Raw genomic sequence first — 17,028 nt, forward strand, 5'->3', positions numbered from 1 at the left:
TTAGAAGTCGGCGAGGTTCGCGCGCAGACCGCCGCCGCCGAAGGAGTCACGGAGGATGCCACGAGAGCGCAGCACGGGAACCGTTTCGTCGAGCATCCGGTGCACGGTGACGGGGTGCAGGTCGCCGTTGATGATGAATCCGTCGTTGCCTGCGCCCTCGCCCAGTTCTTCGACGAAATCGGCGAACTGGTGCGCCGTGCCCACGAAACCACTGCCGTCTGAGAGCCGCCCCTTCCGCGCCTTTCGGGTGGCGATCTGCCTCAGCGTGTCGCGGTCGCGGTCACCGCCCAACCCTACGAGGTTGTTGATGGTGCCCTGCGACACGTGCTGCCCGAACACGTCTGGCCCGATGGGCTTGTCGAGGTCGAGCACCGTGAGGTTCGTCTCGAGGTCGCTCGACTGCGCGGCCAGCACCTCGTAGAGCACGTCGTCGGTCGGATGCTCGGAAGCAGCCACCACCCGCGAAACCTCTTCTTCGCTCCCCACGATCTCGGGTTTGATCACAAAAAGTACAGCGATGTCGCTGGGGTCTCGGCCCTGCTCAATGGCCGCCGCATGGATCTTGGCGCGGTACGCCGTCACGCTCGGCACCGTCAACGGAGCAAGTGCCAGCTGTACCTCCGAATGCCGCCCGGCGAACGCCAGCCCGCGCCCCGATCCACCCGGCGATACGATCACGGGGTCGCCCGCATCGAACGGAATCGCATTCAGCGGCCCCTCGAGCTGAAAGTACTCACCCCGGTGCCGCACCGGCCGAAGCAGGCCGCCATCGGCAAAGCGGCCCGTCGACACCTCGTTCACGTACGCGCCGTCATCCCAGCTGTGCCACAGCTCGCGAATGACGCCGAGCCACTCTTCGGCACGATCGTAGGCGCCATCGTGCGAGAGCTCGGGCAGACCGAAGTGGCGGGCGCTTTTCACATCGGTCACCACGTTGACTCCGAAGCGGCTGTCGCTGAGGTGCTGCAGCGTGGCGAACTGGCGGGCGGCGAGGTAGGGCGGGTACGCCCCCGCGTTCACCGTCGGAGCGATTCCGATGTGCGAGGTAACGTCAAACAGATACGGTGCGAGCATGAGCGGGTCGTGCTTCGGGCCGCCGTAGGCCGCATTCACTCGCAGGTCGAGCGTCTCAGGCGAGCCGAGCGAGAGCGCGTCTTCGATGATGAGCAGGTCGAATCCGGCCTGCTCGAGTTCGCGAATCGACTGCTGGTAGATCTGCGGCTTCTGCCAGGCGTAGTTCCACCGGTAATCGGCTCGGCCCCAGCCTTGCGGGCCGAAGCCGCGGCCGAAGAACCATCCGAAGTGTTGCGGTTGTGACATGCCTCTAGTCTCTTCTACTCTTCGCGGCCCGACCGAACTCTGCTTTCGGATTGTTTCGTTGTATGAATAGCCGATTGGATGCCCGGCCGCCGTATCCGTACCGTAAGCACTACGAAGGAGACAGACGCACCATGACTACCACCACACAGGCTTACGGCGAAGACAATTTCGGTTTCACCACCGAACAGGTTCATGCCGGTGAGGTCGTCGACGGCGATGTCGGTGCACGCATCACCCCCATCTACCTGACCGCGGGGTTCGTTTTCGACTCGTTCGACCACGCTCAGCAGCGTTTCGCGGGCCATGACGGCGGCCTCGTCTATACGAGATACGCCAACCCCACGAACACGGCCGTCGAGGCGAAGATCACCGCCCTCGAGCGCGGCGTCGATTCTCTACTCGTTGCGAGCGGACAAGCCGCCATCACTGTGGCGCTGCTGGGCATACTGCGCTCAGGCGACCATTTTCTGTCGACACCGAGCCTGTACGAGGGTTCGAAGACGCTTTTTCGCGAGAACTTCGAGCGCCTCGGCATCGAGGTGGAGTTCGTCGACGACCCGCACGACATCGCCGACTGGAAGCGCCGGGTACGCCCCAACACGCGCGCCGTCTACGGCGAAACGATTCCGAACCCGAAGAACGACCTCATCGACATCGGCCTGATCGCCGAGTTCGCGCGTGAAGAAGGCCTGCCGTTCGTGATCGACAGCACCGCGTCGACCCCCTACCTGATCAGGCCCATCGAGCACGGCGCCAACATCGTGGTGCACTCGGCCAGCAAGTTCTTGAGCGGCCATGGCGCTTCACTCGCCGGTGTGGTGGTCGACGGCGGCAACTTCGACTGGGCGCGCTACCCCGAAAAGTTTCCGCAGTTCAGCACGCCCATCGGCGGCCCGAGCAGCCCGACCCTGACCGAGAAGTTCGGCAACAAGGCGTACCTCGAGTACACCCGCACCATCATCGCCGGCCGGCTCGGCCCTACCCTCTCACCACTGAACGCGTTTCTGCTGCAGCAGGGTCTCGAAACCCTCTCGCTGCGTGTCGATCGTCACTCACGCAACTCACTGGCCATCGCCACCTGGCTCGAGAGCCAGCCCGAGGTCACCTCGGTCGACTACCCCGGCCTCGCCTCGAACCCCTCGCACGCCATCGCCACGAAATACTACCCCAGGGGCACCGGCTCGGTGTTCGGGTTTACTCTGGCCGGCGGGCAAGCCGATGCTCGAACCATCATCGACTCGCTCGAACTCTTCAGCCGCATGTCGCACATGGGCGATGTGCGCTCGCTTGTGCTGCACCCGGGCACCACCTCGCACGCGCACCTGAGCGCTGACGAACGATACCGCCTCGGAATCTACGACGGCCTCGTTCGCCTCTCGGTGGGCATCGAAGACGAAGCAGATCTGATCGCCGACCTCGAGCTGGCCTTTACGAAGCTGCGGGCATCCCGAGCAGGCGGAGCAGGCCACGTTGCCGCAACAGACCACGCTGCAGACGAGTTCTACTCGGTGCCTGAACCCGGCGCCGACGACGTGCTCGCCGTTTCGTCGACCGTTGCAGGCTCACCCGCTTTGACCGCGCGCTTCTCGGCGTAACGCTTTTTGCGCGCGGCCTTACTCGCCACGTCGTCTGCTTTCATGATCGCCCGTGTCTCAGCGGTAGGGCCGAGCGCCGGCCTCGACCAGCGTGCGGCCGGGTCTGAATCGACAAGTATCGTCTTGCCGAGCAGTGTGAGCGGTATCGCCAGAATCGCGCCGATGGGCCCGATGATGACCGCCCAGAACAGCACCGAGAAGAACGTCAGCGTCTGACTGAGTGACACTGCGTTGCCGACGACGCGCGGCTGGATGATCGACTGCACCACCGCGTTGATGATGCCGTACACCACGATGACCGCTATCACCATCGGCCACCCACCCACGAGGTAGCCGAACACGATGGGCGGAATCAGGGCGAAGAAATACCCCACGTTCGGAATGAAGCTGCACAAGAACACCAGAAGGCCCCACAGCAGCGCCGAGGGAACACCCATGATCCACAGGGCCAGAGCACTCAGAACACCCTGGGTGATTCCGAGGCCTGTGGTCACGACCATGTAGCGGCGCACGTTCGAGGCGTACTGCTGAATGGCGATGACGAAGTTCGGCTGCCGTTCAGAGAGCTGTTTGAGAATCGTGGGCACGTAGACGGCGTCGGCTGACATCAGAATCATGAACGTCAGCACGATGACCAGCGACGTGGTGATACTGAACACGCTGCCCAACACGCTCTGCGCAACGCTGATGATCGTGCTGGGGCTAAAGCTCGACGCGACCTGACTGATTTGCGCCGGATCCACCCCGATGCTCGAGAGCCATCCCGTGATATTCGACCCGAGCGCATCGAGCTGCGACGAGTACTGCGGCAACATCGAAGCGAATTGGGCGAACGCGATGATCAACGTGTAGGTGAACCCTGCCAGCAGCAAGAACACCACCAGAATCACCGAACCTGTTGCGATACCGTGCGGAACACCGCGCTTCTCGAGCACCCGGCGAACCGGGTGAGCGCAAATGGTCAAGATCAGAGTGAGCAGTGTGGGTGCCAGAATGCTGCGAATGCTGCTCAGCCCGATGGCGGTGACAACAGCAGCAGCCAGTCCTAGCAGAATGATGGTTCCTCGCGGATACCGACCGTTGAAGACGGCGAGACCTCTTTCGGCCGCGCCTTTTCTCGCCGAACTGTCTGGCTGCGTGGCGTCAGAAACGCTTGAGTCAGTCATCGGGTACCCCTCCGATTGGTCGGTTCTCCTTTGTAGGAACGCGAGGAACCTCGAGATAGACATTACGCTTCACTGTACAAACGTTTACACCGTGACCGAGGGAGTCTCACCGAATGCTGCAGGCACTGGGGCACATCTTGCCCATCGCTGTTGCGGTTGCGCTGAGTTCGGTGCCCATCACCGCGACGATTCTGATTCTGCTTTCGCCCAAACGAAACCGCGCTGCCGTGCCGTTTCTGGTGGGCTGGGTCTTCGGAATCGCGCTTGTCGTCACGTTGTTCACTGTGTTCGCGCAGGCGTTGCCGTCTCCGAAACTGCGGGAGCCCGATGTGATTGCGGGTGTCGGCGAGATTATCGTGGGCGTGGCCATGCTCGTCTTCGCCTACATCACCTGGCGACGCAACAGGGGCAAACCACCGTCGAAAACCGAACCGGCGTACCTCAGGGCTATTGCCTCGTTCGGCGCCTTGCCGGCGTTCGGCATCGCCCTAGCGCTCAATTTTAGGCCGAAGGGCATTCTGCTCGCGATCGCGGCGGGGCTCGCGCTGCACAGCGCAGATGTGACTCCGGCAGACATCGTCATTCTGGTCGTCATCTACACGGTGATCGGCGCGTCGACGGTCGCCCTGCCCATCATCGTAACGTTGGCCTCACCGGTGAAGATGCAGCCGCGCCTGGTCAGCGCGCGCGCCTGGATTTCGAGGAACAGCAAAATCGTCACCGTGCTCATCATGGTGATGATCGGCGTCTTCATCATCGGCACCGGGGTCAGCGACCTCTGATTCGTCTCCGGGCTTGCGTTGGTCAGATGCCCGGTAGATCGGTGAACTTCGTGAGCTTCGGCGGCCCCGTCACCAACGAGCCGAGCGGCGATGCTCCCTCGGGCGTTGCACGCCAGGCGCGGTAGGCCTGATCGGCTTCGATGCTCTGCCAGTGCTCCACCACAACGAGGTGGTGCGGGTCGGTCACATCGGTGATGACCTCGACGCCGAGGTTGCCCTCGAATGCACGCGTATGCGAGAGCGTGTCGTGGATGATCGCCGGAGCCGTGTCGAGAACTTCGGGCTTGAGAGTGATGTCGAGAAAAGCGGTGAGTGTCATGTTTTCGAGTCTGACACACACCTCGGCGCTCGTGGCGAAAGCACTCTGGGCGAGCGGTAGCCGAGATAATGAGTGCATGACCATCGCGAGCACTCCGTCTTGGCCGGTCGTGACCAATGTCTCCCGATGCCCCTGCGCTGGCTCTATCTCGACGGCACCATTCATGCTCGCGGCGGATCGGGCCTTGGCGCCCGCGGCTTTTGCACCCGCGGCTTCTACAGGGGGAATTTCATGACCGGCGACCAGATCACGCTCATCATCATCATTGCGGGCTTTTTGGTCGACCTCGGGGTGCGTATCGCCGCCATCATCATCGTGCCCCGCAATCGTCGGCCCGCGGCTGCCATGGCCTGGCTGCTCGCGATCTTTTTGATTCCGTACATCGGCGTCGCCGTCTTTCTGCTGATCGGCAGCTACAAGCTGCCGAAGAAGCGGCGCGACAAACAGGCCGCTATCAACAGCTTCATCATCGAGACCACCAAGGGCATCGAGCTGGTCAGCGACGAAGAGCCGTGGCCGACCTGGCTCCGTTCGGTGGTGCGACTGAATCGGCAGCTGGGGGCGATGCCGCTCGTCGGTGGAAACAGGGCCACGCTGATCGGCGACTACGAGGCCGCGATCGCCGCCATGACCGAAGAGATCGGGCGGGCGAAGACGTTCGTGCACTGCGAGTTCTACATCATCGCTCTCGACCCGGTGACGACTGACTTCTTCGCTGCGCTCGAGGCTGCGGTGAAGCGGGGGGTCATCGTGCGGGTACTGCTTGACCATATTGCTTCGGTACGAACATCCACTCACCGGCAGACGTTCAAGAAGCTCACCGAAATCGGTGTCAGCTGGCAATTCATGCTGCCCGTGCAACCGCTGAAGGGCAAATGGCAGCGGCCCGACCTGCGCAACCACCGCAAGTTGCTCGTGATCGACGGCACGGTGGGGTTCATGGGGTCGCAGAACCTCATCGACCGCAGTTACAACAAGAAGAGCAACATCAAACGCGGGCTGCAATGGCAAGACCTGATGACGCGGGTCGAAGGGCCGGTGGTGAGCGGTATCAACGCCATCTTCATCACCGATTGGTACAGCGAGACGAACGAATTACTCGCCCGCGAGACGGTAGAGATCGGCGACGAGCTGGTCGACACGTCGCCGAACGCGCTCGACTGCCAGCTTGTGCCGAGTGGTCCGGGATTCGAGGGCGAGAACAACTTGCGCCTGTTCTTGGCGCTGATGTATTACGCACAGAAGCGGGTTTCGATCACCTCGCCGTATTTCGTGCCCGACGATTCGATGCTCTACGCCATCACCACGGCCGCCCAGCGCGGCATCGAGGTGGAGTTGTTCGTGTCAGAGATCGGCGATCAAGCCGGGGTTTACCATGCCCAGCGCTCGTACTACGAGGCGCTGCTGCGCGCCGGGGTGCGCATCTGGCTGTACCGCTCGCCGTACATTCTGCACGCCAAGCACTTCACCATCGACGACGATCTCGCAGTCATCGGCTCGAGCAATATGGACATTCGGTCGTTCAACCTCGACCTCGAGATTTCGCTGATGGTTCGCGGCGCGTCGTTCGTGCGAGACATGCGTGCTGTCGAAGACGGCTATCGCGCCCTCAGCCAAGAGCTGACGCTCGAAGAGTGGATGCTGCAACCTCTGCGCTCGACCATTCTCGACAACCTGGCGCGGCTCACTTCGGCACTGCAGTAGGCGAGCGCGGTGGGCGGCCCTGAACGGACCGCCCACCCTAAGCGCGGCGCATCTCGCGCGGCGGGCGGCCCTGAACGGACCGCCCACCCTAAGCGCGGCGCATCTCGCGCGGCGGGCGGCCCTGAACGGGCCGCTCGCTCCAAGCGCGGCGCGGCTCGTGCGTCAGGCCGAGGCGAGCGTCGAAGGGTCGGCGTTGATGGCGGCCGCGGCGACCCGCGCCATCGGCGGGCGGATCATGTGGTCACTCGCTTGCACCACGTGCACAGTGACACCGCGCATCTTCTCGATAATGGCGATGCTGCCGGGCGCGATGAACTCGTCGAACCGACCGTAAACGACATCGATCGGCGCCTCCACGTGAGCCAGATCGCTGATGATGGTCTGCACCACAATGCAGTGCTGCATCGACTTGACGAACGGCACCCAGTTCTCTTCGGTGATTTCAAGTACGTGCTGCACGGGCAGCATTCGTGAGACAACAGCGGCACGTGCGACGGTGAAGTCTTTGTTCTCGAGCAGGTAGTTATAAATCTTCAGGTAGCCCGACACTCGCTTGCGCAGTTTCGGGTCGCCGATCTCCATGGGATTGAGATAGATGGGCGGGCTGATCAGCACGAGATGGGTCACCAGCTTGGGGTGTGTCGACGCAAACCGGGAGGTGATCAGGCAGCCCAATGAGTGGCCGACCAGCACGAAGGGCTCGTGCAGATGCAGCGAGTGGATGGTCGCCGCCAAGGCGTCGACGTGCTCGTGCATCGTGTATTCGGCACCGGGCGGTTGAGGCGACTGGCCGAACCCGAGAACGTCAATGGCAATGATCCGGTGGTTTGCCTCGATCTGCGGAACCACGTAGTGGAACGCGGCCGACGACGACGCGATGCCGTGCACCAGGATGACCGGCGGGCCCGATCCCTCGTCGATGGCGACGTGCAGCAGCGGCGCCTTGGGCCTGTGCAAGGCTGCGAGCGCATCCGAGAGAATCGACATAACCCCACCCTTGCCGCTCGTTCCCGCGCGGTCAAGACCCGGCTAGGCCACGGCTGCGCAGCGGGTCAGGCGCGGCTGCGCAGCAGGGTGAACGAGGTGCCGGCCACGATGAGCGTGGTGACATCGCCCTCTACCTGCTGGGCGGGATCGCTCGAGGCCGCGAGTTGCCATTCGGCGTGCGGCGCGGGCGGCACCTGAAACTCCACGCCGTTCGCGGCAGCGTTGAGGAGGAGGGCGAAGGCGTCTGCGCTTTCGTGTTCGAGAACGAAGGCGATGGAGCGGGCATCCGGATTCTGCCAGTCGTCGTCGCTGAACCCTTCGGCATCAGAACGCTCGATCTGCACCGTGTTGTCGCCGCCGACCTCGGGCGACTGGCGAAACCAGGCCGGGTGCAGGGCGAGGTTCTCGCGGCGCAGCGCGATGAGGGTCTTGGTGAACTCGAGCAGGTCGTTGTCGGCATTCGCCCAGTCGAACCACGAGATCTCGTTGTCTTGGCAGTAGGCGTTGTTGTTGCCGCCCTGGGTGCGGGCGATCTCGTCGCCGCCCAGAATCATGGGTACGCCGGCGCTCAGCAGCAGGGTCGCCAGAAAGTTGCGGCGCAGCAGGTCGCGGCGTTCGCAGACGGCCTGGTCGTCAGTGGGGCCTTCTGCTCCACCGTTCGACGACTTGTTGTCGCTCTCGCCGTCGTTGTTGTCTTCGCCGTTCGCCGCATTGTGCTTCTGGTTGTACGAGGTGAGGTCGGCGAGAGTGAAACCGTCGTGTGCTGTGACAAAGTTGATGCTCGACAGCGGCGAGCGCCGGTCGGCCTCATACACGTCGGGGCTGCCGAGTACACGCTGCGAGAGCGTGCCGAGAATGCCGTCGGTGCCTTGCCAGAAGTCGCGCACGTCGTCGCGAAACTTGCCGTTCCACTCCGACCAGTCGGCGGGAAAGCCGCCCACCTGGTAGCCGGCCGTATCCCACGGCTCGGCGATCATCTTCACGGGCGCGAGCACGGGGTCTTGCGCAATGAGCGTGAGAAAGGCGCTGTGCAGTTCGGCGTCGCCGCCTTGCCTGGTGAGCGTGGTGGCGAGGTCGAACCGAAAGCCGTCGACGTGCATCTCGGTGACCCAGTAGCGCAGCGAATCCATGATCAGGCCGAGGGCGGTCGGGTGGCTGACGTTGAGGCTGTTGCCGGTACCTGTTGTATCGAAGTAGTTCGCCCGGTCATCCTGAACCAAGCGGTAGTAGGCCTCGTTGTCGATGCCCTTGAACGAGAGCGTGGGGCCCATGTGGTTGCCCTCGGCGGTGTGGTTGTAGACCACGTCGAGAATCACCTCGAGTCCGGCCGCGTGAAAAGCCTTGACCATGGCCTTGAACTCGTTCACCTGGGCGCCGCCGTCGCCGCCGGCCGCGTAGTCGCCGTGCGGGGCGAAGAACCCGATGCTGTTGTAGCCCCAGTAGTTGCGCAGACCCTTTTCGAGCAGGTGGCTGTCTTGCACGAACTGGTGCACGGGCATCAATTCGACTGCGGTCACGCCGAGGTCGGTGAAGTATTTGATAGCTGCCGGATGCCCGAGACCTGCGTAGGTGCCCCGAAGCTCTTCTGGCACATCGGGGTGCTGCTGGGTGAAGCCCTTGACGTGCGTCTCGTAGATGATGGTCTCTGAGAGCGGGGTACGGGGCGCCTGGTCTGGGGTGCCTTCATTCCAGTCGAAGGCGGGGTCGGTGATGACGCAGCGCGGCGTCGAGTCTGCTGAATCGGTGTCGTCGCGGGTCTCGGGGTCGTTCATGTCGTGACCGAACACGGCCTGACCCCAGGTGTAGTCGCCCTCGATCGCGGTGGCGTGCGGGTCGAGCAGCAGTTTGTGCTTGTTATGCCGCAGGCCGTTCTCGGGGTTCCACTCGCCGTCGACTCGCACACCATATCGGGTGCCGATGCCCGCGCCTTCGACGATGCCGTGAAAGACGTGCCCGGTGCGCTCGGTCAGGCGGGTCTGGGTTTCTGTTCCGTTCTCGTCGAAGCTCGAGAAGTACACCGAATCGGCGGTCTCGGAGTAGAGGGCGAACGAAATCGACCCGTCGAGCAGGGTTACACCGAGCGGGTAGGGCAGCGAGCGGAGGGCGTCAGTAGGCATTGCTCCATCATGACCGAATGGCCGGCACCAGTGTCGCCGCCAGGGTGGGGGTTGACGAACTGCCGCCGAGAGCCCGCTTGTGAAGGAGAAGAGGGGTGCTGCGACGAAGTTTCGCCCCGCGATGCGGCCGCCATGCCGCAATTCGCTCACGGGCGCAAGGGGTCGCCGTCGCGCGGCCTCTATCTGCGTTCGCGTTTTAGGGTGAACCGAGCAGATTGCAGAGGAGGCCACGTGCAGCACACGACGCACTACGTCTCTTTCGAACCCGCACCACTTTTGTCGCAAGCGGCTTCGAGGCCGTTCGCCGACGGGGTGATGGATGCCCTGCGGCCGCTCCTCGAAAACCCTCGCCCAACGGTAGCCGACTCCCTCGCGGCGGCCCTGCGGCTGGGTGCTCTGGGCATCCGCCCCGGAATCGGCCAGACCCAGCAGCTCTGGCAGACCCTCGCCACCATCGCCGCACACGACCTCGGAGCGGCGCGTGCCGTCGAGCCGTACCTCGATGCGCTGTCGATTCTCGCCGAGGCCGCCGAGCACGACGCAGGTGGCAATAGCACGGCCGTCGCTGCGCCAACCGACGACCGCACCTGGGGCGTGTTCGCCGCCGAGGCTCCAGGGGGTGAGCCACCGCTCGGCGCTCGACTGGTCACAACAGACCGCCACGGCAGCGGTGCGGTACTTTCGGGAACCAAACCGTGGTGCTCGCTCGCCGACCGACTGAGCGCCGCGCTCGTGACGGCCACCCTGCCGAGCGGCGAACGGCAGCTCTTCGCGGTAGATCTCACATACAGCGGCGTTCGCGTCGAACCCGGTGCATGGTTCGCGCGCGGCCTGGCTGAGATACCGAGCGGCCCCGTGCACTTCGACGCCGTACCCGCCACTCCTGTGGGCGAGCCGCGCTGGTACTTCGAGCGGCCGGGATTCTCGTGGGGCGGCATCGGAGTAGCAGCGTGCTGGTACGGCGGCGCCGTGGGAGTCGCCCGCGCCGTTTTCGCGGCTGCAGCGCACCCCACAACGCCAACCCCCACGGCCACGCCCGCGCCCGCCGCCGACCCCAACGGGGCGCCGGCAACCACTCCCACCGCGGCCGCGCCCGTACCCGGCGCCCCGCCGAACCCGTTTCTGCTCATGCACCTCGGCGCCATCGACGCACTGCTCAGCGACAGCCGACGAGCGTTGCGAGAGGCTGCGGCGCTCGTCGACGCGGGAGCCGCCACCAGTGACGACGGTCGCCTGCTCGCCCTGCGGGTGCGGGCTACCGTCGCACGGGCATCCGAAGCCGTACTCGCACACGCCGCACACGCCCTCGGGCCGGCGCCTCTTGCCCAGAACGAGGCTCACGCGAAACGCGTCGCTGACTTCGAACTCTACCTTCGCCAACATCACGCCGAGAAAGACGACGCTGAGCTCGGCGCACAGCTCGCGGCGCGAAGGGAGCAGCCGTGGTGACCTTCGACGCGCGACAGCCGGGCACTACGCGTGCCGAATGGGCTGCCGACAACCGCTGGGCGCAGCTGCCTCAGTTGAGCCTCGAAGGCGTGAAACAGCTTGTCGTGCTCGCCGCCCACCCTGACGACGAGACGCTGGGAGCAGGCGGGTTGATCGCCGAGTGTTTCGCCCGCAGCATCCGCCTGACCGTTGTGATCGTCACCGCCGGTGACGCCTCGCACCCCCATTCGCAGACCGTCGAAGCAGCGACGATGGCGAACCGCCGTTCGGCCGAAGTGCGCGCCGCCCTCGACCTGCTCGCACCTGGTTCGCGACTCATCGAGCTGGGCTTCGGCGACGGGATGCTCGCCCAGCACGCCGACGACCTGCGAGCATCTCTGGCCGAGCTGCTCGTCGGCAAGGGCGCAGCTCCCCCTTTGCGTACCCTTCTCGTCGCTCCCTGGCGCGGCGATGGCCACCCTGACCACAGCACCCTCGGCGCCGTCGCCGCCGATCTCGCGGCCGAATTCGAACTCGATTTTCTCGAATATCCCATCTGGTTGTGGCACTGGGGCTCCCCCACCCACCGAGACACACCGTGGAACGACTTCGTCAGCCTCCCGCTGAGCGAATGGGCGGCGCTGTCGAAAGATCAGGCCATCTCCGCCTACTCCTCGCAAATCGGCGCGCTGAGCACGGCCCCAGGCGACGAGGCCGTGCTGCACCCCACTTTTCTCGCGAATTTCGACCGCGACGACGAAATCTTCGTGGCTCGACTCTCCTCGACTTCTCGCTCAACCCTGCGTGGCGACTACTTCGACCAGGCCTACGCCCGCACGGCTGACCCGTGGGGGTTCGAAAGCCGTTGGTACGAAGAGCGTAAGCGCGCCGTCACCGTCGCCTCGCTCCCCCATAAGCGCTACTCATCGGCTTTCGAGATCGGATGCTCGATCGGGGTGCTCACGGCCGACCTCGCACCCCGCTGCGACGCCTTGCTCTCGGTAGACATCGCACCAGCGGCCGTCGAACTCGCCCGCGAACGGCTCAGCGATCAACCTCAAGTCACCATCGAAGTGGCCGATGTGACACAACGGTTTCCGCCGGGCAGCTTCGATCTCATCGTGCTTTCAGAGGTCGCGTATTACCTCGACCCGGCTGCTCTCGACCGGCTTCTCGAGCATGTCAGCGGCGCAATGACACCGACCGGCCACCTCATTGCGTGCCACTGGCGGCATGAAGTCGCCGACTATCCGCAAACCGGCGACGCCGTGCACGCGCATCTCGGGCGGCACGCCGATCGAGTGGGCTGGACTCGCCTCGTCGCGCATGTCGAGGCCGATTTCGTGCTCGAGGTGTATTCGCCCGACCCGCGATCGGTCGCGACTGAGGCGGGATTAGCGTGAGACCCCCGCCCGTCGAGGCGATCGCCATAGTGGTTCCGGCCCGCGACGAAGAACCCTTGATCAGCGAATGTCTCGCCGCCCTCGCACGAGCACGTGATCAGCTCGCCGACGAGCTGCGCCTTTCGTCGGCGAAGCACCGTGAACACGGGGCGCTCGGGGCACCCCGGGCACCCCAGGCACCCCGGGTGATCACGATCGTGGTCGATGACGGCAGCGCAGACGGCACGGCTGCCTGCGCCGCCCGGTTCGCCGAGGTCGTCGTGGCCACGGCTCCCGGAGGCAACGTCGGGCGGGCTCGCGCCATCGGCATCGACCGCGCCCTGGCCGAGCTGCACAGTGACCCGGCCCGGGTGTGGATCGCCAATACCGACGCCGACTCCGCGGTACCTCAGCACTGGCTCACCGAGCAGCTGAGGCTGGCCGACGCGGGAGCCGACGCCGTGATCGGCACGGTACGCCCGGCGTTCGACGACCTCTCGGCTGAGCAGATCGACGCGTGGTATCTCGCCCATCCGGCCGCCCATACAGGTGCACTGATCTACGGCGCAAACCTAGGCGTGCGGGCCGACAGTTACCTCCGAGTGGGGGGATTCGCTCCACTGGCCGAACACGAAGACGTCGACCTCGTCGCACGGCTTCGCGAGACCGGCGCGCACCTCGTCGCGTCGAACGCACTCGAAGTCGTGACCTCTGGGCGCCGGTTCGGCCGCACCCCCGGCGGTTTTGCGGGTTACCTGCGCACCCAGCTGATGCCGACCGAAGGTGTCGTACGGTAGAGGGTGACTTCTGCGACGAGAAAGCATGCCAACGAAGCGGCTGCCCCCGAACATCCACCTGTGACCACCGACAATGACACGGCGACGACGCCGATCAGACGGCGCGGGTACGTCGATCTCCGGTCATATGGGGCACTCGGCGACGGCCGCACGGTCGCACTCGTTGCGCTCGACGGCAGCGTCGACTGGTTTCCGATTCCGAATCTCGACGCGACGCCGGTCTTCGCGCGATTGCTCGACGAGGCCGAGGGCGGCTCGATCGAGCTGACCCCCACGCAGCCGTTCACCGCCAAGCGCCGCTACATCGAGGGCACCAACGTTCTCGAGACCACCTTCACCACCGAGACCGGCGTTGCAACGGTGACGGATGCCCTGGTCACGGGCATCGCGGGCCGCATGCCCTGGGCCGAACTCGCTCGCCGGGTCGACGGCGTCTCTGGCACGGTTCGCTTTCGCTGGAAGGTCGCGCCCGGTACCTGTCTGGCAACCGCCTCGCCCTGGGTGCAGAAAACCACTCACGGTGCGGTCATTCGCGTCGATTCGGTCATGATCGCGGTGCGCGGCGTCGACCACGGCCCCCGAGGCGGCGGCGACCGCGCCATGGTCGGCCGCTTCAGCACCACCGGCACCTCGCGGCACCTGCTGACCATCGTCGGCACCGCCAACGAACCACTGCACCTGCCCGACCCCACTGTTGTCATCGACGGCGTCGACCGAACCATCGCCAACTGGCAGAACTGGTCGCGCGAGTTCTCGTACGACGGGCCGTGGGCCGACGCGGTCTCGCGTAGCGCGCTCGCCCTGAAACTGCTCATCTACAGCCCCACGGGCGCCATCGCGGCAGCCGCGACCACGTCACTGCCCGAGAACTTCTCCGGCGGCAAGAACTGGGATTACCGCTACGCCTGGATTCGCGACACGGCATACATGCTGCACGCGCTCATCCGTTTCGGCCTGCGCGAAGAAACCCACGCCGCCGTCTCGTGGCTCCTCAAGACGATTCGACGACACGGCCCCGAACTTCACGTCTTCTACACGCTCGACGGCGAACTGCCGGGCTTGGTCGACGAGCACGCGGTTCCCGGCTGGAAGGGCCGAGGCCCCGTCGTCACAGGCAACCCGGCCAGCACCCAGCTGCAACTCGGCGTTTTCGGCGACCTCTTCGACGTGATCAGGCTCTACGTCTCGGCCGGCAACGTACTCGATGCAGACACGGGGCGGATGCTCGCGGGAGTCGCCGACCGCACCTGCGACGCCTGGCGCCAGCCAGACGCCGGCATCTGGGAGCTCGGCGAACAGCGCCACTACACCTCGTCGAAGATGGGCTGCTGGCAGGCGCTCACCTGCGCCATCGAACTCTGCGAACTGGGTCAGATTCCCGGTGACCCGTCGCGCTGGCGCGCCGAACGCGGCCTCATCGAAGAGTGGGTGCGAGTGCACTGCTGGTCAGAGAAGAAGCAGAGCTATGTGGCCTATCCCGGCACCGACGAACTCGATGCCTCGGTGCTCTTGCACGGCCCCAGCGGCTTCGACCGCGGGGCGCGCATGTCATCGACGATCGACGCCATCATCGACGGGCTCACCGATGGCCCGCTCGTCTACCGGTATTCGGGTGTCGAGGCCGAAGAGGCGGCGTTCGTCGCGTGCTCGTTCTGGCTGGCATCCGCTCTGGTCTGCGTAGGGCGGCACGACGAATCGGTCGAGCTGATGAACGAACTGGTGGCGCTCTCGAACGATGTCGGGCTGTACTCCGAAATGATCGACCCGGCTGACTCTTCGTTTCTCGGCAACCTGCCTCAGGGGCTCAGTCACCTCGCCCTGATCAACGCGGCCATCACCATCGAAGAACTCACCCGCAACCAGCCGAAGGCGTCGGGCAAGCGCACGCGCAGCTGACCGGGCATCGAACCACCACTTCACGGCGCTTGTCAACCACCCAAGGCCACCCGCGCGCGGGCCTGACGCCGAGCGTAGCCTCGAGGCATGGATCTCGGCATCGGCGGCAAAAAGGCACTCATCTCAGGCGCAGACTCGGGCATCGGCTGGCACACCGCACGTCTGTTGCTCGCCGAGGGTGTCACCGTGGTCATCACCGACCAAGACCAGAAGAGCCTCGAGGCCGCTGCCAAAAAGCTGAAGGCCGACGACGGCACGCTCTTCGCCTTCGCCGCCGATCTGACCAGTGTCGATTCCATCGCAGCTCTCGCCGAGAGCGTGACTGGCGCCGTGGGCGACATCGACATTCTGGTGCAATCGGCCGGCATCACCGGCGCGCAGGGTCTGTTTCACGAAATCACCGATGAGGGCTGGACCAACACCCTGCTCGTCGACCTGATGGGCCCGGTTCGCCTGGTCAAGGCGTTCTTGCCGGCCCTTCGAAAGGGCGGCTGGGGCCGTCTTGTGTTCGTCGCGTCTGAAGACGCGGTTCAGCCGTACGACGACGAGATTCCGTACTGCTCGGCGAAGGCCGGAATTCTCGCTCTCGCCAAGGGGCTGTCTCGAAGTTATGCGCTCGAAGGGCTTCTCGTGAACTGTGTGTCTCCCGCGTTCATCCACACCCCCATGACCGACGCCATGATGAAAAAGCGGGCCGGCGAACTCGGCACCACCGTCGACAAGGCCATCGTCAGTTTTCTCGATGAGGAACGGCCGCACATGGAGCTCAAGCGCCGCGGCGAGCCCGACGAAGTGGCGAATGTCATCGCGTTCTTGTGCTCAGAGGCCGCCAGCTTCGTCAACGGCTCGAACTACCGGGTCGACTCCGGTTCGGTCGCGACCATCTGACCCCGCCGCCTCTTTCGCTTCACAACCAACAGAAAGGCACCACCCATGTCACCCTCAACCTCGACCATCGAACGCAACGTGAAGGTGGCCGCCGACGGCGGCGCGAAAGGCACCCGCCGTCAGGGCGCAGAGCGCGGTTTCACGGCGCCGAAAGAGCTGACGGATGCTCTGCAGCAGGTTCTCGTCGACCTCATCGAATTGCACATTCAGGGCAAGCAGGCGCACTGGAACGTCGTCGGTAAGAACTTTCGCGACCTGCACCTGCAGCTCGATGAGATCATCGACTCTGCTCGCGAATTCAGCGATACCGTGGCCGAGCGCATGCGCGCCCTGCACGCGGTGCCCGACGGCCGCAGTGACACCGTCGCCGCGACCACCACTCTTCCCGAGTACCCGAACGGCGAGGTAGACACGGCCGAAACCGTCGACCTCGTCACCGTTCGCCTCGAGTCGGTCACCGCGACCATGCGTGACGTTCACGACACGGTCGACGACGCCGACCCGACCAGCGCCGACATCCTCCACGCCATCATCGAGCAACTCGAGCAGTACGCCTGGATGGTCTCGGCCGAAAACCGTAAAGCTACCGCCAAATAACCCTGTTCGGCCGTCTGAGCGCGACCTCTGCGCCGGAGCGCGAGCTTTTC

Annotated in this window: 14 protein-coding genes; 9 read left to right on the forward strand and 5 right to left on the reverse strand. The window is 64.7% G+C overall.

Features of this window, described 5'->3' with window-relative positions; translation table 11 throughout:
• Complete coding sequence (locus IEX24_RS13905; RefSeq protein ID WP_188679211.1) at window positions 1-1,320, reverse strand: LLM class flavin-dependent oxidoreductase; 1,320 nt, start codon at window positions 1,318-1,320, stop codon at window positions 1-3.
• A gap of 131 nt (window positions 1,321-1,451) precedes the next feature.
• Between IEX24_RS13905 and IEX24_RS13910 the strand changes: the two genes are divergently transcribed.
• Entirely contained in the window at window positions 1,452-2,915 is a 1,464-nt protein-coding gene (locus tag IEX24_RS13910; RefSeq protein ID WP_188679212.1) for an O-acetylhomoserine aminocarboxypropyltransferase/cysteine synthase family protein, read from the forward strand.
• Here IEX24_RS13910 and IEX24_RS13915 read toward each other — a convergent pair.
• Window positions 2,822-4,081 (reverse strand): AI-2E family transporter, encoded by a 1,260-nt coding sequence (locus IEX24_RS13915; RefSeq protein ID WP_188679213.1) that lies wholly within the window; start codon window positions 4,079-4,081, stop codon window positions 2,822-2,824. The genes IEX24_RS13910 and IEX24_RS13915 overlap by 94 nt on opposite strands.
• Before the next feature lie 113 nt (window positions 4,082-4,194).
• On the opposite strand from IEX24_RS13915, the gene IEX24_RS13920 reads away from it, so the two are divergent.
• Window positions 4,195-4,863, forward strand: a complete 669-nt coding sequence (locus tag IEX24_RS13920; protein WP_188679214.1) for a GAP family protein — start codon at window positions 4,195-4,197, stop codon at window positions 4,861-4,863.
• 22 nt (window positions 4,864-4,885) lie between these two features.
• Here IEX24_RS13920 and IEX24_RS13925 read toward each other — a convergent pair whose 3' ends face one another.
• Window positions 4,886-5,182 (reverse strand): putative quinol monooxygenase, encoded by a 297-nt coding sequence (locus IEX24_RS13925; protein WP_188679215.1) that lies wholly within the window; start codon window positions 5,180-5,182, stop codon window positions 4,886-4,888.
• A gap of 231 nt (window positions 5,183-5,413) precedes the next feature.
• Here IEX24_RS13925 and cls point away from each other — a divergent pair, with 231 nt between their 5' ends.
• Window positions 5,414-6,886 carry a cardiolipin synthase gene (cls, locus tag IEX24_RS13930; RefSeq protein ID WP_188679216.1) on the forward strand — a complete coding sequence of 491 codons (1,473 nt, stop codon included), beginning with the start codon at window positions 5,414-5,416 and terminating at the stop codon, window positions 6,884-6,886.
• A gap of 162 nt (window positions 6,887-7,048) precedes the next feature.
• On the opposite strand, the gene IEX24_RS13935 is transcribed toward cls, so the two are convergent.
• Both IEX24_RS13935 and glgX read right to left on the reverse strand, forming a co-directional pair.
• Complete coding sequence (locus IEX24_RS13935; protein WP_188679217.1) at window positions 7,049-7,873, reverse strand: alpha/beta fold hydrolase; 825 nt, start codon at window positions 7,871-7,873, stop codon at window positions 7,049-7,051.
• A gap of 65 nt (window positions 7,874-7,938) precedes the next feature.
• Window positions 7,939-9,990 (reverse strand): glycogen debranching protein GlgX, encoded by a 2,052-nt coding sequence (gene glgX, locus IEX24_RS13940; protein ID WP_188679218.1) that lies wholly within the window; start codon window positions 9,988-9,990, stop codon window positions 7,939-7,941.
• A gap of 231 nt (window positions 9,991-10,221) precedes the next feature.
• Between glgX and IEX24_RS13945 the strand changes: the two genes are divergently transcribed.
• From IEX24_RS13945 to IEX24_RS13970, 6 genes are all read left to right on the forward strand, one after another.
• Window positions 10,222-11,439 carry an acyl-CoA dehydrogenase middle domain-containing protein gene (locus IEX24_RS13945; protein ID WP_188679219.1) on the forward strand — a complete coding sequence of 406 codons (1,218 nt, stop codon included), beginning with the start codon at window positions 10,222-10,224 and terminating at the stop codon, window positions 11,437-11,439.
• Window positions 11,433-12,821, forward strand: coding sequence for a bifunctional PIG-L family deacetylase/class I SAM-dependent methyltransferase (locus tag IEX24_RS13950; RefSeq protein ID WP_188679220.1), 1,389 nt, complete (start codon window positions 11,433-11,435; stop codon window positions 12,819-12,821). The genes IEX24_RS13945 and IEX24_RS13950 overlap by 7 nt, the downstream gene beginning before the upstream one ends.
• Entirely contained in the window at window positions 12,818-13,597 is a 780-nt protein-coding gene (locus IEX24_RS13955) for a glycosyltransferase (protein ID WP_229715322.1), read from the forward strand. Before IEX24_RS13950 ends, IEX24_RS13955 begins: the two co-directional genes overlap by 4 nt.
• Window positions 13,598-13,657: 60 nt before the next feature.
• Window positions 13,658-15,493 carry a glycoside hydrolase family 15 protein gene (locus IEX24_RS13960; protein ID WP_229715324.1) on the forward strand — a complete coding sequence of 612 codons (1,836 nt, stop codon included), beginning with the start codon at window positions 13,658-13,660 and terminating at the stop codon, window positions 15,491-15,493.
• 87 nt (window positions 15,494-15,580) lie between these two features.
• Window positions 15,581-16,381 carry an SDR family NAD(P)-dependent oxidoreductase gene (locus IEX24_RS13965; protein ID WP_188679221.1) on the forward strand — a complete coding sequence of 267 codons (801 nt, stop codon included), beginning with the start codon at window positions 15,581-15,583 and terminating at the stop codon, window positions 16,379-16,381.
• Window positions 16,382-16,426: 45 nt separating this feature from the next.
• Window positions 16,427-16,978, forward strand: a complete 552-nt coding sequence (locus IEX24_RS13970) for a Dps family protein (protein WP_188679222.1) — start codon at window positions 16,427-16,429, stop codon at window positions 16,976-16,978.
• The last annotated feature ends 50 nt before the right edge of the window (window positions 16,979-17,028 follow it).

This window comes from Subtercola lobariae, from assembly GCF_014640255.1.
GTDB lineage: Bacteria > Actinomycetota > Actinomycetes > Actinomycetales > Microbacteriaceae > Subtercola > Subtercola lobariae.